This is a genomic window from Streptomyces sp. NPDC023838 (assembly GCF_040639555.1).
GTDB lineage: Bacteria > Actinomycetota > Actinomycetes > Streptomycetales > Streptomycetaceae > Streptomyces.
Genome location: NZ_JBFAAD010000009.1, coordinates 158,375 through 172,366 on the forward strand (window position 1 = coordinate 158,375; position 13,992 = coordinate 172,366).

The following is a 13,992-nucleotide window of genomic DNA, read 5'->3' on the forward strand; positions in this document are numbered from 1 at the left end:
AGAATTCAGGTCATGAGCAACCCCCAGCAGCTGCGCTACAGCAAGGAGCACGAGTGGCTGTCGGCCGCCGCGGACGGCGTCTCGACGGTCGGCATCACGGAGCACGCGGCCAACGCGCTCGGTGACGTGGTGTTCGTCCAGCTCCCGGAGGTCGGTGACACGGTGACCGCGGGCGAGACCTGCGGCGAGCTGGAGTCGACCAAGTCGGTCAGCGACCTCTACTCCCCGGTCTCGGGCGAGGTCGTCGAGGCCAACCAGGACGTCGTCGACGACCCGTCGCTGGTCAACTCCGCCCCGTTCGAGGGTGGCTGGCTGTTCAAGGTGCGCGTGGCGGAGGAGCCGGGCGACCTGCTCTCCGCCGACGAGTACACCGCCTTCTCCGCCGGCTGACCTACCACTCCAGGGATCTTCCGATGTCGCTTCTGAACCAGTCCCTCCATGAGCTGGACCCGGACGTCGCCGCCGCCGTCGACGCCGAGCTCCACCGTCAGCAGTCCACCCTCGAAATGATCGCCTCGGAGAACTTCGCTCCGGTCGCGGTCATGGAGGCCCAGGGCTCGGTCCTCACCAACAAGTACGCCGAGGGCTACCCGGGGCGCCGCTACTACGGCGGCTGCGAGCACGTCGACGTGGTCGAGCAGATCGCGATCGACCGCATCAAGGCGCTCTTCGGCGCCGAGCACGCCAACGTACAGCCGCACTCGGGCGCCCAAGCCAACGCGGCCGCGATGTTCGCGCTGCTGAAGCCGGGTGACACGATCATGGGCCTGAACCTGGCCCACGGCGGTCACCTGACCCACGGCATGAAGATCAACTTCTCCGGCAAGCTCTACAACGTGGTCGCCTACCACGTCGACGAGCAGACCGGTCAGGTCGACATGGCCGAGGTCGAGCGCCTGGCCAAGGAGTCCAAGCCGCAGCTGATCGTGGCCGGCTGGTCCGCGTACCCGCGCCAGCTGGACTTCGCCGCGTTCCGCCGCATCGCGGACGAGGTCGGCGCGTACCTGATGGTCGACATGGCCCACTTCGCGGGCCTGGTCGCCGCGGGTCTGCACCCGAACCCGGTGCCGCACGCCCACGTCGTGACCACCACCACGCACAAGACCCTCGGCGGTCCGCGCGGCGGTGTCATCCTGTCGACGCAGGAGCTCGCCAAGAAGATCAACTCGGCGGTCTTCCCCGGTCAGCAGGGCGGCCCGCTCGAGCACGTGATCGCGGCCAAGGCGGTCTCGTTCAAGGTGGCGGCCTCGGAGGAGTTCAAGGAGCGCCAGGAGCGCACCCTGGAGGGCTCCCGGATCATCGCCGAGCGCCTGATCCAGGACGACGTGACCGAGGTCGGCGTCTCGGTCCTGTCCGGCGGCACGGACGTCCACCTGGTCCTCGTGGACCTGCGCAACTCCGAGCTCGACGGCCAGCAGGCCGAGGACCGCCTCCACGAGGTCGGCATCACGGTCAACCGGAACGCGATCCCGAACGACCCGCGGCCCCCGATGGTCACCTCGGGCCTGCGGATCGGCACCCCCGCGCTGGCCACCCGCGGCTTCGGCGCCGACGACTTCCGCGAGGTCGCCGACATCATCGCCGAGACGCTGAAGCCGGACTTCGACAAGGACGCGCTCGCCGCCCGGGTCTCCGCCCTGGCCGCGAAGCACCCCCTGTACCCCGGCCTGAAGTAGTTTCGTACCCTTTTGTTCGTACGAACCTTCGGGGCACCGCGCACACTGGACAGTGAGTGCGGTGCCCCGAACCCTTGCACCTCCCGTTTTCCTGCTCTTCCGCACCACCCGGCAGACAACGGCGTCTACCCCCTCAAGGAGTCTTCTCGTGGCCATCTCGGTCTTCGACCTGTTCTCGATCGGCATCGGCCCGTCCAGCTCCCACACGGTCGGCCCGATGCGCGCTGCCCGGATGTTCGCGCGGCGGCTGAAGAACGAGGGCCTGCTGGCCCACACGGCGGCGATACGCGCGGAGCTGTACGGCTCGCTGGGCGCGACCGGCCACGGCCACGGCACCCCCAAGGCGGTCCTGCTCGGCCTGGAGGGCAACTCGCCGCGCACGGTCGACGTGGAGACCGCGGACGAGCAGATGGAGCGGATCAAGTCGGCGGGCCGGATCAACCTGCTCGGCGCCCACGAGATCCCCTTCGACTTCGACGAGGACCTGATCCTGCACCGCCGCAAGGCGCTGCCGTACCACGCCAACGGGATGACGATCTTCGCGTACGACAGCGAGGGCGCGCTGGTCCTGGAGAAGACGTACTACTCGGTCGGCGGCGGTTTCGTCGTCGACGAGGACGCGGTCGCGGGCGAGAACCCGATCGTGCCCGACGACACGGTCCTGAAGTACCCCTTCCGCACCGGCGACGAGCTGCTGCGGCTGGCGAACGAGACCGGTCTGTCGATCTCCGCGATGATGCTGGAGAACGAGAAGGCCTGGCGCACGGAGGACGAGATCCGTGCGGGTCTGCTGGAGATCTGGCGCGTGATGCAGGCGTGCGTCTCGCGCGGCATGTCCCGCGAGGGCATTCTGCCGGGCGGCCTGAAGGTCCGCCGCCGCGCCGCGACCACCGCCCGCCAGCTGCGCGCCGAGGGCAACCCGGACGCGCACGCGATGGAGTGGGCGACGCTGTACGCGATGGCGGTGAACGAGGAGAACGCGGCGGGCGGCCGCGTCGTCACCGCGCCCACCAACGGCGCCGCGGGCATCATCCCGGCCGTGCTGCACTACTACATGAACTTCGTGCCCGGCGCGGACGACGAGGGCGTGGTCCGCTTCCTGCTGGCGGCCGGCGCGATCGGCATGCTCTTCAAGGAGAACGCCTCGATCTCCGGCGCCGAGGTCGGCTGCCAGGGCGAGGTCGGCTCCGCCTGCTCGATGGCCGCGGGCGCGCTGGCCGAGGTCCTGGGCGGCACCCCCGAGCAGGTCGAGAACGCCGCGGAGATCGGCATGGAGCACAACCTGGGCCTGACCTGCGACCCGGTCGGCGGCCTGGTCCAGATCCCGTGCATCGAGCGCAACGGCATGGCGGCCGTGAAGGCCGTGACCGCCGCGAAGATGGCGATGCGCGGCGACGGCAGCCACAAGGTGTCCCTGGACAAGGTCATCAAGACCATGAAGGAGACCGGCGCGGACATGTCGGTGAAGTACAAGGAGACGGCGCGCGGCGGTCTGGCGGTCAACATCATCGAGTGCTGACGGGCCGGGCGGTCCCGAAGTCCCCGCACGTCGAATCGATTCTTCGATCAATATCGCGATCCGCCGCACGCCGGATACTCACCCCCACTTTGGCCAATTACCGTAGCTCGCTTGCGCATGGGCATCGGCTACAGTAAATTTTCGCCATATTTATCGGCTCCACCGGGGAGTGAGCCATGCCGCGTGCGGCGGAATGCTCTGGATCGGATCTCTGTGACGAAATCGCCGGGTCCCGGGACACTACATTCCTGCGCATATACGAGGGCGAGCCGTCCAGTCGGCTGATCTGCGCGACCGAGCATTTCCGATTACTGGCGGACCTGTCCCCCATGACCCTGGGGCATTTGTTGCTCCTGCCCGTGGCTCATTATTTCAGCTTTGCGCAGGTGGTCACCGACTTCTCCGCCGAACTCGATACGATCCTCGGCAGGCTGGAGCCGATGTACCGGGAAACCTTCGGCGATTTCACTCTCCTCGAACACGGCTCGTCCCCCGGCATGGACGCGAGCGCGTGCATTTCCCACGCCCACTGGCACATCCTCCCCATAGAGGGCCGCCGAATCGACGCCCTCATTGTGGCCGACGGGCTGGACACGACCGCTCTGACCGGCATGGACCAACTCGCCGAATTCAGCGGCGTTCCCTATTTCATGTGCTGGCACGAGGCCGGCCTGCGGGTGTACCGCCCCCGGCGCCCCCTGCGCAGCCAGTACCTCCGCTCCAAGGTCGGCACCCTCGTGGGCATCGCCGACCCCTTGTGGGACTACGCACTCGTCGTCCGCAAGGAACTCTTCCGCGAAACCGTCGCGCTGACGTCCGCGTGGGGCGCCGATGCCGACCGGAATCCGACCCGAGCCCGCCCGGAGGCACGGCGTGACTGAACTGTCCCTCTCCATCGACGGCCCTACCGCCAGCGGTAAGACCACCCTCGCCACCGCGCTCGCGCGAGAACTGGGCCTGGCGTTCCTCGACACCGGACTCACCTACCGCAGCCTGGCGTTCGCCCTCGACCACGAGCCCATCGAAACACTGGCGGCCGACCTCGGCGCCCTGCTCATCCACCGGCCCGAGGTGTACGCCCGGCACAGCGAGGAAGACCCCTGGCAGCGGCACGTCATTCTGTTCCGGGGGCAGGACATCACCGACCGGATCTTCCACACCTCGCTGGACCGGAACCTCAAGGCGGTCGCCCAGAACACGGCGTGCCGCCAGGCGATCCTCGCACTGCACCGGTCCATCGCCGAGAAACACGGGAACATCGTCGCCGTCGGCCGCGACGTGGCCACCTCACTGCTCACCGAAGCCACCTTGCACATCTATCTGACCGCCAGTGATTCCGTACGTGTGGAACGGCGCCGCGCGCAGTACCGGAACATGCCGGACCGCTCCATCAGGGTCGGCCCGGCGACGGAACGCGACCTCGAGAACCGCGATGCCATCCGGGCCATGCCGAACTCCCTGGAAGTGGACTCGACTTATCTGCCGGCCGCGGCGGTTCTGAAAGCCGCGCTGCGCGAGCTCGGGAAGTACACCGCATGAGCGGCCCGGTCTACTCGGACGAGCCGACCCGGGTCCAGCAGCTCATCACCGAATTCCTCAGCGGCCAGTCGGGCCGGAAAGTCGGCGCCGGAAGCCTCGACGTCGACCTGGTCGCGGGCGCCGACGCCAGGGACGACTGCGCCGTGTACGAGTTCAACTCCCCCCTGACCCTGGTCGTGGGGTCGGACTACGTCCGCGGCCCCAAATTCGTCCTCTACGAGCTGGGGCTGCTTTCCGGATTCGACATCGGGTATTACCTGGCGATCGCCAATGTCAGCGACGTCGCGGCCATGGGCGCCACCCCCATCGGGCTCCTCAGTGTCGTCCGCTACCCCCATGACGTGGACGACGCGGCCTTCCGCGAGGTCATCGCCGGAATCCACCAGGGGTGCACGGACTGCGGCACGCTCAATGTCGGCGGGGACATCGGCAATGCCGAGCGGATCATTCTGTCGGCCACGGCGTTCGGCGTCTGCCGCCCCGGCGGGGCCCTGATGCGCGGCGGGGCGCGGCCCGGGGACCTGCTCTGTGTCACCGGGGCGTGCGGGCTCCTGGGAGCCGCCGTCGCGTACTTCCCCAGGCGCGACTCGTTCGCCGGGAGCCTGCCCGACGAGACGGAGAAGCGGCTGCTCGACAGCTGGAAGCACCCCCGGGCGCGGGTCGCCGAAGGACGGATCCTCGGCGAGCGCGGCCACGCCACGGCGTGCCAGGACACCTCGGACGGGCTGAAAGCCACGGTCGAGCAGATCATGCGGGCGAGCGGGGTGGGCTTCCGGGTCGTCGAGGACGAGGTGCCCCTCGACCCGGCCGTCGAGCGGGTCGCGGAGCTGATGGGTGTGGAGCCGCTGGCCCTCGCGATGAGCGCCTCCTCCGACTTCCAGCTGGCGTTCACCATGAACCCGGGCAATCTGGAGAAGTGCCGGGCCGATTTCGCCGATGCGGGTCTGGAGTTCCATGTGATCGGTGAGGCGAATGAGACCGGGCGAGCGGAATCCGTGAACCGTAGAAATGTCTCGCGCCCACTGCCGGGCGTGGCCTGGAAGCATCAGAAAACGGACATCAGCCTGCTGGCTGCCGGGCCGCCGAAAGACCGGTGAATTACCTGGTCACAGACCGGTGGGTAGCCCCTACACTGGCCGGATGAGGTCCCTGACCGCCAAACTCCTGGATCGCACCACGCTGCTCGCGGCCAGCATATGCATGGTGGCACGCCAGTATGATTTCCCCGACCGGAAATTCTGGACCGGGATTTCCGACGGGCACGCCTATGTCATCGTGATCCTGATATGCGTCATCGGGATATTCGGGGCCTTCACCCCTTTCCAGGCCTTCTCCGGGCGGCGCCTCGTCGAGCGCCGCTCGGCCATTCGCCAGGAAATACTCACGTACTACGGAAAAATGGTCTCGCTGGGTACCCACGCCCACCCGGCGATCGAACTCCAGGACCTGGGCCTGCACATCTGGCGCATTCGCCGGTCAGTGCGCCACCCGGTCCACGGACATCTTCAGCGCATCGCCACCTACCGCCTGGGCAGTACCCCCGCGACCCGGTCGTTCGCCCCGCCGAGAGGTGTCGGTGTGGTGGGGCTGTGCTGGAAGCAGAACGCGGAGGTCTCGGTCGACGTGGCGAAACTGGCGGCCGATCTGAGCGACCAGGAGCGGTTCGAAGCGTACCGAACCGCGCACGGCCCGGCAGCGGTGATGGGCTTCACCTGGATGGAGTTCCGGCGCGTACGGCACCGAGGCGCGGTCTTCGCCAGCCCGATCAGGGGCGCGGCGGGGGCCTTTCGCGGCTGTATCAGTGTGGACGCGAGCAGCGGCCACGACGCGCTGGACGTGCCGGACTTCTGGCACGAGATCAATTCGCTCTGCTCCCGGCTCGGCCACGGCGGTCTCGACGACATCTGAGACCCGGGGGCGGGACCTGGGCGATCCAGCGAGGGGCCGCGGACAGGCCCTAGCGCCGCCCGGCCGCCGGCTCGGCGGGGGTCTCCGAGGGCTCGGGCATCCACTCGTCGGGCTCGCAGTTCGGCACGGCCTTGCGGATCCCGCCGCGCGGGTCCTCCACGTCCCCGTAGTGCCGGGGGATCAGATGGATGTGGAGATGGTCGATGGTCCGCCCGGCTGCGCGGCCCTCGTTGATGCCGATGGTGTACCCGTCGGGGTGGTGCTCGTCCGAAATGCTTTCCTTTGCCAGCTGAATCAGCGAGTACGCATCCCTGAGCTCGCGCGCCGTCAAATGGAAGAACGACTCCACATGCCGCTTCGGGACGATTTCCACGTGCCCCTCGGCCGCCGGGAAGTTGTCATAGCGCGCATAGAACGTCTTGTTCTGCTTCATGATGCGGTTGAGATCGGGACGGTCCTGTTCGCAGAAAAGACAAGTCCCGTTCACGGACTGCCCGTTGTCGACCGCGTCGCCGGACTCCGCCCCGCTCGATCCCGACCGATCGAAGAGACGGTGCACGATCCGCCCCAGTCCCTCTTTCGGTGCGAGTGGCAACGCGAAGGGCATGGGACCGGCTCCTCGTCATTTGGTCGTACGGGCTCGGGGCTGACAGCACACCGTCGAGTAACTTCCAAGAACGGTAGCGAAATCGCCAGTGCCACGCCAGCGATTCCGGCCCGTTGGGGCGGAAATCGCGGTGACGACGTATGCGGGGAACATTTTGTCGATCGTCTTTCGGGCGCCGGTCGGCGGCCCGCATCAGCGCGGGCCGCACACCGTGCGCCGGGTCACTTGTTGAGGGACGCCCAGAACTCCTCGAAGGAGAGCTTGCCGTCGCCGTTGGCGTCCTTGGCCCTGATGATGGCCTGCGCCACGGTCTCGGTGACGTGGAAGTCGCCCAGCTGGGCCATGACCTGCTTGTACTCGGTCGCCGTCACCTCGCCGTTGCCGTCGACGTCGAGCCGCGCGAACGCCTTGCGGGCCTCTTCGATGTCCGCCACTGGGTCCACCCCTATCTTGGTGCGATTTTGACGACGGTCAGACTAACCGGCAGGAGAGATGGCAGGGACATGGGGCGGGACCGGACGCCACGCCGGGCCGCACACCGGCCGCCGCCGCGCGCGGCCACTTCCCGCCGCCGGACGGGGCGACGACCGTCGTCCCCGGGCCCGACCCGCGCGGCGCGGGCGGGCCGGCGTTCACGGCTCTCCAGGCGGCGGGGTACCGGCCGGCCCGGGCGGAAGCGCCGCTGGTCGCGCGGTGGACTGGCTCAAACCTCCGCCCCGCGTGTCATGGGGTCGAGTTCTCGCCAAAAGTCCGGGGCCCTCTTCCCTACGCTCCGCCACCGGGCGATAACTTCGTGCTGTCGCCGCCACACCAGGAGCACAGGGCTCCCAGGGACTCGCGGCGCTGGGGCGATTCAGGAGTGACTGCCACCACTGAAGCAACCACCACGTTCACCTTCCAGCCGTTCACCCGGAGCTGCCGGCTCATCTGGGACGAGGGCGACCACGTCCTCATCGGGGTGAGTCCGGGAAACAGCTATTTCAGCGCCGACCGCATCGCCGGTCTCGTCCGCTGGGCCTCCGCGCGCTTCGACCGGGTCGACCTCGTCTACGCCGACCGCCATGTGGACCGGATGTTCGCGACGCTCGGCTACGACGACGAACACGCCCGCAGGCGCGCCGCCAAGGAGCTCAAGGCGGTCCGCAGAAGGATCGTGCGGGGCGTCGAGGAGGCCGGCCGCCCCGGGGCCCCGGTCGCCGTGCACGCGCTCTCGGAGTTCGAGGGGAACCCGGTGTACGACCTGCTGCACCGCCGGGTCCGGCACTTCCTCGCCACCGACAAGGAGTTCCGCACCGGCTGCGAGGAGATGGCCGCCGCGTTCCTGGCCGGAAAGGCCGGCGGCACCCCGATGAGCCAGGCGCAGACCGCCGCCTGCCTCGACTACATCGCCGCCGAACTCCCCTTCTTCCTGGACACCCCGGGGATCCTCCAGGTCCCGTCCTCGGTGTCCTGTTACCACGCGCTGATCCCGCTCACCGAACTCCTCTACGCCAGGGGCGGCGGCCTGCGCGCCTCCCGCAACCAGGCGTACGCGGTCGTCCGCCCGCACCTCCCGCACACCGAAGGAGCCGCCGCATGAGCGCCGACCGGCTGCTCGCGTTCCCGCTGGCCCGGCGCGGCGACGTGCTCCCCGAGGAGTGCGCCGCCCTGCGCGCCGAGGAGCCGGTGGCCCGGGTGCGCACCATGACCGGCGACACCGCCTGGCTGGTGAGCAGTTACGCGCTGGCCAAACGCGTCCTGGAGGACAACCGGTTCAGCCTCAAGGACACCGCGGCCCCGGACGCGCCGCGCCAGTACGCGCTGACGATCCCTCCGGAGGTCGTCAACAACATGGGCAACATCAACAGCGCGGGGCTGCGCGGCGCCGTGATGAAGGCGCTCAACCCGCGCACCGACGGCCTGCGCGACTGGCTGCGGGAGCGGGCCGACGAGTTCATCGACGGCCTGCTCGCCGAGGGCCCGCCGGCGGACTTCCGGGCGGGGTTCGCCGACCCCTTCTCGGCGGCTCTGCACTGCAAGGTGGTCGGGGTGCCGTTCGCGGACTGGCGGCGGCTGATGAGCGGCCTGGACATCGCGTTCATGACCAGCCCGCACGCCTTCGAGGGCTCGCGTCTCAACTGGTACAAGGACCTCGGCTACATGGTCGAGCGGCTCAACGCGCCCCAGGACCAGCGCGCGGGTCTGCTCGGACGCCTCGCGGAGCTGCGTACGGAGGAGGAGTCCGCGCACCTCACCGACGAGATGCTGGCGACGGTCGCGGTCTCGCTCTTCGGCGCGGGCGCCGTCTCCACGTCCGCGTTCCTGGTCCTCGCGGTGCTCGCGCTGCTCCAGCACCCGGAGCTGATCGGGTACCTGCGGGCGCATCCGGACCGCATCGGCCGGGCGGTGGACGAGCTGCTGCGCTGGAACCTCTCCATCGGGGACGGCCTGCCGAGGCTGGCCACCGAGGACGTCCGGGTCGGTGACGTCCTGGTCAGGAAGGGCGAGTTGGTGCTCGTCCTGGTGGAGGGCGCCAACTTCGACCCGGAGGTCTTCACCGACCCCGAACGGCTCGATCTGGACCGCGAGGTCAATCCGCACCTCTCCTTCGGCGCGGGCCGCCACTTCTGCCCGGCCACCGGCCTTGGCCGGACGCACGCGGAGATCGCGCTCGCCGCGCTGGTGGAGCGCCTCCCGGGGCTGCGCCTGGCGGTCCCGCCCGAGCAGCTGGTGTGGCGCACCGGCTTCATCAAGCGCCTGCCGGAGCGGCTGCCGGTGCTCTGGTGAGAACGCGGCCGCCCCCGGGAGGACATCCCGGGGGCGGCCGTGCGTTCCGTACGGGCTCAGCGGAAGATGCCGGTGTGGCCGAGCGAGTAGCGGCCCGGCTGCGGGTAGACCGCGAGGCCGTGCGGGCCCGAGCCGACCGGGATGCGGGCGATCTCGTGCCCGGTGGTGGTGTCGATGGCGTACACCTCGGCGTCGTATCGGCCGGACAGCCACAGGACCTTGCCGTCGGCCGACACCCCGCCCATGTCGGGGCTGCCGCCGTCCGGCAGGTGCCACTTCTTGGTCAGCTTGTTCTGGGCGAAGTCGAAGATGGAGATGGTGCCCTCGCCCCGGTTGGAGATGTACATCTCCTTGGAGTCGCGGCTGACGTACAGGCCGTGGCAGCCCTTGCCGGTGGGCAGCAGCGTCGGCGTGCTGAACCGGTCGCCGTCCAGGACCCACATGCCGTGCGCCATCATGTCGGCGACGTAGAAGGTCCTGCCGTCCGGGGACATCTTCACGTCCTGCGGCATCGCCCCTTCGAACGGCAGCTTCTGATGGGCGATGACCTGCATCTTCTCGGTATCGACCTTGAGCAGTTCGCCGGAGAACTCGCAGGAGACGATGAAGTAGCGCCCGTCCATGGAGAAGTCGGCGTGGTTGACGCCCGCGCAGTGCACCGGGACGGTCTTGACCCGGTTCATGTTGACGGGCTCGCGGAACACCAGCTCGCGGTCCATCGACGCCATCACGACCGCGTACTTGCCGTTGGGCGTGAAGTAGAGGTTGTACGGGTCGGAGACCTGGACCGTGCGGCCCGCCTTGCCGGTCGCCGGGTCGATGGCGGTGAGGCTGTCGCCCAGGTCGTTGTTGACCCACAGCGTCTTCATGTCCCAGGAGGGGACGACGTGCTGGGGCTGGTGGCCGACCGGAATGGTCTCGATCACCTTGTACGTCTTGGGGTCGATCACCGACACGGTGTTGGAGTTGGTGTTGGGCACGTAGACGCGTTCGAGGAAGTTCTTGACGGCCGGCTGGAGGGCGTTCGGGCGGTCCGCGGCGTACGCGTCCTTGGGGTCGAGGACCGGCGGCATCCCGGGCAGCCCCTGCGGCACGGCCTGCTTCGGCACGGGGCGCTCGGGGCCCTTGGTGCCCAGAGCCTCGTTCCCTCCCTTGTCCGCGGACGAGCCGCAGCCGGCGAGCGCGGCGAGCAGGAGGCCGCACAGCAGCGCGGTGGTCCTCTTGGTGGGGGTCGGCATCAGGTCAGCAACTCCGTGGTCGTCACCGCGCGCAGTCCGCGGCGGTCGAGGTCGGCGAGGAGGGCCGGCAGCGCGGCGACCGTGTCCGCGTAGCCGAAGTGCAGACTCACCACGGATCCGTTGCGGATCCGCCCGGTGACGTTGCGCGTCACGGCCGAGGCGCCGGGCGAGGTGAAGTCGAGCGAGTCGACGTCGTACGAGAGCACGTGCGGGTACCCGGCCCGCCGGGCCAGTCTCTGAACGAGCGGCGTCGCGTACTGGGTACGGGAGGGCCGGAACCAGGTCCCGATGGAGCCGGTGAGCCGGCGCAGCCGGTCCGCGCAGCCGGTGATCTCGGCGTACGCGTCCTGTTCCGCGAGCGCGGAGATGTCGATGTGGCGCTGGGTGTGGTTGCCGAGGTCGTGGCCGCCGTCGAGGATGCGGCGGGCCATGCCGGGGTGTTCGTCGAGCCAGCTGCCGACGGCCAGGACGGTGACGTGGGCGCCGGCCCGCTCGGCCTCGGCGAGGACGGCGGTGGCGTCCTTGGGGTCGCCCTGGCCGTGGAAGGTGAGCGCGACCTTCGGCCGGTCGCGGGGGCCGTGTGCGATCTGGGTGGGCTGCGCCGGGAAGGCGCGGGGGGCCGGGGCGGCGCGGGTGGTGCCGGGGCGGGCGGAGGCGGGGGACGCGGTGGGCGTCGCGGCGGCGGGCGGCGGCCCGGCGCCGCCCTCGGCGTCGGTGCAGCCGGCCGCGAAGGCCCCCACGACGGCCGCCCCCGCCCCGGCACGCAGTGCGCTGCGGCGGTCGACCCCACGGGGAGATGGATTCAGCACATGGACATTTAAGTGCGCCGACGGGCGGAAGGTAATGATTGACCCATTTCAGGACCTTTGCGGGTCGCCAGGACACGCCATGTATCGGCCCGCCCGTTTCAGTGAATCACGCATCGACACCCATACCTATGCACTAATTAAAAGGCGCGTGCTTCAGCTCACCTACGATTCACAGCTAAACTGTCACGGTATGGGGACGTTTGTCCGAGTAAGGACTTTTGGCGTGAAGGCCCCCCGTCTGCCATAGTCGGGGACACGACCTCTCTTTGACCCGAGCCAGGTCGTCTTCAGTCGCCGTGGATCACACCCCCTCCGGTCCACGGCGGCGCTCCGCAGAAGCCCCCGCAGGCAGGCCGTACCCGGCAGGCACGGGGGCTTCGGCGTCTCAGCGGCTCTTCGCCGTATCAGCGGTCCGCGACCCGCATCTCGAACCAGGTCGTCTTGCCGCGCGGCAGCAGGTCCACGCCCCAGCGGTCGGAGAGCTTGTCGACGAGGAAGAGCCCGCGTCCGCTGGTGTCCATCTCGTGGACCGGCATCAGACAGGGCAGCCCGCGCGAGGGGTCGCGCACCTCGATCCTGATCCAGCCCCGGCGCCGCAGCATCCGCAGCCCGAAGGCGCGGGCGCCGGTGTGCCGCACCGCGTTGCCGACCAGCTCGGAGACGAGGAGGATCGCCTGCTCGGCGAGGGCCGGGGAGAGGCACCACTGACGGAGTATCACGCACTGGGTGAGCCGGCGCGCGGTCGCCGCCGACTCGGGCCGGGACGGCAGCCGCACCTCTTCGTCCGTCGGGTTGCCGAACAACTCCAGCGCCTCGAGCGCCCGTTCGTCCTCGACGGCCGGCGTCCACCGAGCCGCGGTCGCGCCGCCACGCCGCCGCGGTTGTTCCACACCCTCCAGCCCCGCCATGGACCCATCATGGCCGCCCGGAGCCCGCTCCGGGGCCGTTCCCCGGGAAAACGGCCCCCGGAACCAGAGGTTCCGGGGAGCCCGCTCAGCATGTGCCGAGGGCGGTGGACCACGTCCGTACCGCCCGCGAGCTGCGATGACGGCTCGCGATCAGCTGATCACCAAGCGTTCGGAGCCGGTCGTACTTAAGGTTGCCTTAAGGCCGGGCTAATCCACCCGCAGGGTGTACGTCGGCCCGCCAACGGCGCCGGGGTCAGAGGAACTTGGCCTTGCCGGGGCCCTCCTCGACGAAGCTGCGCATGCCGCGCTCGCGGTCCTCGGTCGCGAACAGGCCCGCGAACCAGTTCCGTTCGATGGCGAGCCCGGTCTCGATGTCCGTCTCCAGACCCGCGTCGATGGACTCCTTGGCGGCGCGCAGCGCCAGGGCCGGGCCCTGGGCGAGCTTCGCCGCCCAGGCGTGCGCCTCCTCGTACACCTTCTCCGCCGCGACCACCCGGTCCACCAGACCGAGCTCGAGCGCCTCGTCGGCCCTGACCATCCGGCCGGTGAAGATGAGGTCCTTGGCCTTGGCCGGGCCGATCAGCCGGGCCAGGCGCTGGGTGCCGCCCGCGCCCGGGATCAGGCCGAGCAGGATCTCGGGCTGGCCCAGCTTGGCGTTGTCGGCGGCGATCCGGATGTCGGCGCAGAGCGCGAGCTCGCAGCCGCCGCCGAGCGCGTAGCCGGTGACGGCGGCGACGACGGGCTTGGGGATGCGCGCGACGGCGGTGAACGACTCCTGGAGCGCCCGGGACCGCACCACCATCGCGGCGTGGTCCATCGCCTGCATCTCCTTGATGTCCGCGCCCGCCGCGAACACCTTTTCGCCGCCGTAGATCACCACGGCGCGCACGTCGTCGCGGCGGGTCGCCTCCTCGGCGAGCTCCCGCAGCCGGTCCTGGATCGCGATGTCCAGGGCGTTCATCGGGGGGCGGTCCAGGCGGAGGGTGCCGACGCCTTCGGAGACTTCGAGGGTCACAGTCATG

General features: G+C 69.5%; 15 protein-coding genes and 1 pseudogene. 10 read left to right on the top strand and 6 right to left on the bottom strand.

Annotated elements, in window-relative coordinates:
• Window positions 1-12: 12 nt before the first annotated feature.
• From gcvH to AB0G17_RS14545, 7 genes are all read left to right on the top strand, one after another.
• Window positions 13-390, top strand: coding sequence for a glycine cleavage system protein GcvH (gene gcvH / locus AB0G17_RS14515; RefSeq protein WP_361380990.1), 378 nt, complete (start codon window positions 13-15; stop codon window positions 388-390).
• 23 nt (window positions 391-413) lie between these two features.
• On the top strand, window positions 414-1,676 hold the full coding sequence (gene glyA / locus AB0G17_RS14520; protein ID WP_361380993.1) for a serine hydroxymethyltransferase: 1,263 nt from the start codon (window positions 414-416) through the stop codon (window positions 1,674-1,676).
• 148 nt (window positions 1,677-1,824) lie between these two features.
• Entirely contained in the window at window positions 1,825-3,195 is a 1,371-nt protein-coding gene (locus AB0G17_RS14525) for an L-serine ammonia-lyase (protein WP_361380996.1), read from the top strand.
• A 176-nt stretch (window positions 3,196-3,371) separates the two neighbouring features.
• Entirely contained in the window at window positions 3,372-4,076 is a 705-nt protein-coding gene (locus AB0G17_RS14530; protein WP_361381000.1) for an HIT domain-containing protein, read from the top strand.
• Complete coding sequence (locus AB0G17_RS14535) at window positions 4,069-4,734, top strand: (d)CMP kinase (RefSeq protein ID WP_361381003.1); 666 nt, start codon at window positions 4,069-4,071, stop codon at window positions 4,732-4,734. The genes AB0G17_RS14530 and AB0G17_RS14535 overlap by 8 nt, the downstream gene beginning before the upstream one ends.
• On the top strand, window positions 4,731-5,831 hold the full coding sequence (gene thiL / locus AB0G17_RS14540; RefSeq protein WP_361381006.1) for a thiamine-phosphate kinase: 1,101 nt from the start codon (window positions 4,731-4,733) through the stop codon (window positions 5,829-5,831). The genes AB0G17_RS14535 and thiL overlap by 4 nt, the downstream gene beginning before the upstream one ends.
• 43 nt (window positions 5,832-5,874) lie before the next feature.
• Entirely contained in the window at window positions 5,875-6,642 is a 768-nt protein-coding gene (locus AB0G17_RS14545; RefSeq protein ID WP_361381009.1) for a hypothetical protein, read from the top strand.
• A 49-nt stretch (window positions 6,643-6,691) separates the two neighbouring features.
• Here the strand turns inward: AB0G17_RS14545 and AB0G17_RS14550 are convergent, their stop codons facing one another.
• Complete coding sequence (locus AB0G17_RS14550) at window positions 6,692-7,249, bottom strand: HIT family protein (RefSeq protein ID WP_361381012.1); 558 nt, start codon at window positions 7,247-7,249, stop codon at window positions 6,692-6,694.
• Window positions 7,250-7,470: 221 nt separating this feature from the next.
• Entirely contained in the window at window positions 7,471-7,683 is a 213-nt protein-coding gene (locus AB0G17_RS14555) for an EF-hand domain-containing protein (protein ID WP_190090946.1), read from the bottom strand.
• Between the two features lie 110 nt (window positions 7,684-7,793).
• On the opposite strand from AB0G17_RS14555, the pseudogene AB0G17_RS14560 reads away from it, so the two are divergent.
• The 3 genes and pseudogenes from AB0G17_RS14560 to AB0G17_RS14570 form a co-directional block, all read left to right on the top strand.
• Window positions 7,794-7,889 (top strand): annotated as a pseudogene (locus AB0G17_RS14560) (GNAT family N-acetyltransferase); the annotation flags it as partial.
• A gap of 219 nt (window positions 7,890-8,108) precedes the next feature.
• A complete protein-coding gene (locus tag AB0G17_RS14565; RefSeq protein WP_361381015.1) occupies window positions 8,109-8,828 on the top strand; it encodes a tRNA-dependent cyclodipeptide synthase in 720 nt (239 codons plus the stop codon).
• The gene (locus AB0G17_RS14570) at window positions 8,825-10,015 is read left to right on the top strand and encodes a cytochrome P450 (protein ID WP_361381018.1); all 1,191 of its coding nucleotides are present in this window, start codon (window positions 8,825-8,827) and stop codon (window positions 10,013-10,015) included. The genes AB0G17_RS14565 and AB0G17_RS14570 overlap by 4 nt, the downstream gene beginning before the upstream one ends.
• A 56-nt stretch (window positions 10,016-10,071) precedes the next feature.
• Here AB0G17_RS14570 and AB0G17_RS14575 read toward each other — a convergent pair whose 3' ends face one another.
• The 4 genes from AB0G17_RS14575 to AB0G17_RS14590 form a co-directional block, all read right to left on the bottom strand.
• The gene (locus AB0G17_RS14575) at window positions 10,072-11,253 is read right to left on the bottom strand and encodes a YncE family protein (RefSeq protein ID WP_361381021.1); all 1,182 of its coding nucleotides are present in this window, start codon (window positions 11,251-11,253) and stop codon (window positions 10,072-10,074) included.
• Window positions 11,253-12,059 (bottom strand): polysaccharide deacetylase family protein, encoded by an 807-nt coding sequence (locus AB0G17_RS14580; protein ID WP_361381191.1) that lies wholly within the window; start codon window positions 12,057-12,059, stop codon window positions 11,253-11,255. The genes AB0G17_RS14575 and AB0G17_RS14580 overlap by 1 nt, the downstream gene beginning before the upstream one ends.
• 407 nt (window positions 12,060-12,466) lie before the next feature.
• Window positions 12,467-13,108: an ATP-binding protein gene (locus AB0G17_RS14585; protein ID WP_361381194.1), complete on the bottom strand. Its 642-nt coding sequence runs from the start codon at window positions 13,106-13,108 to the stop codon at window positions 12,467-12,469.
• A 115-nt stretch (window positions 13,109-13,223) separates the two neighbouring features.
• A complete protein-coding gene (locus AB0G17_RS14590; protein ID WP_361381024.1) occupies window positions 13,224-13,991 on the bottom strand; it encodes an enoyl-CoA hydratase-related protein in 768 nt (255 codons plus the stop codon).
• Window position 13,992 lies beyond the last annotated feature (1 nt).

Coding starts and splice junctions, on each gene's coding strand:
- gcvH (WP_361380990.1), top strand. CDS start 13: ATGAGCAACCCCCAGCAGCTGCGCTACAGCAAGGAGCACGAGTGGCTG.
- AB0G17_RS14575 (WP_361381021.1), bottom strand. CDS start 11,253: ATGCCGACCCCCACCAAGAGGACCACCGCGCTGCTGTGCGGCCTCCTG.
- AB0G17_RS14550 (WP_361381012.1), bottom strand. CDS start 7,249: ATGCCCTTCGCGTTGCCACTCGCACCGAAAGAGGGACTGGGGCGGATC.
- AB0G17_RS14545 (WP_361381009.1), top strand. CDS start 5,875: ATGAGGTCCCTGACCGCCAAACTCCTGGATCGCACCACGCTGCTCGCG.
- AB0G17_RS14590 (WP_361381024.1), bottom strand. CDS start 13,991: ATGACTGTGACCCTCGAAGTCTCCGAAGGCGTCGGCACCCTCCGCCTG.
- AB0G17_RS14570 (WP_361381018.1), top strand. CDS start 8,825: ATGAGCGCCGACCGGCTGCTCGCGTTCCCGCTGGCCCGGCGCGGCGAC.
- glyA (WP_361380993.1), top strand. CDS start 414: ATGTCGCTTCTGAACCAGTCCCTCCATGAGCTGGACCCGGACGTCGCC.
- AB0G17_RS14530 (WP_361381000.1), top strand. CDS start 3,372: ATGCCGCGTGCGGCGGAATGCTCTGGATCGGATCTCTGTGACGAAATC.
- thiL (WP_361381006.1), top strand. CDS start 4,731: ATGAGCGGCCCGGTCTACTCGGACGAGCCGACCCGGGTCCAGCAGCTC.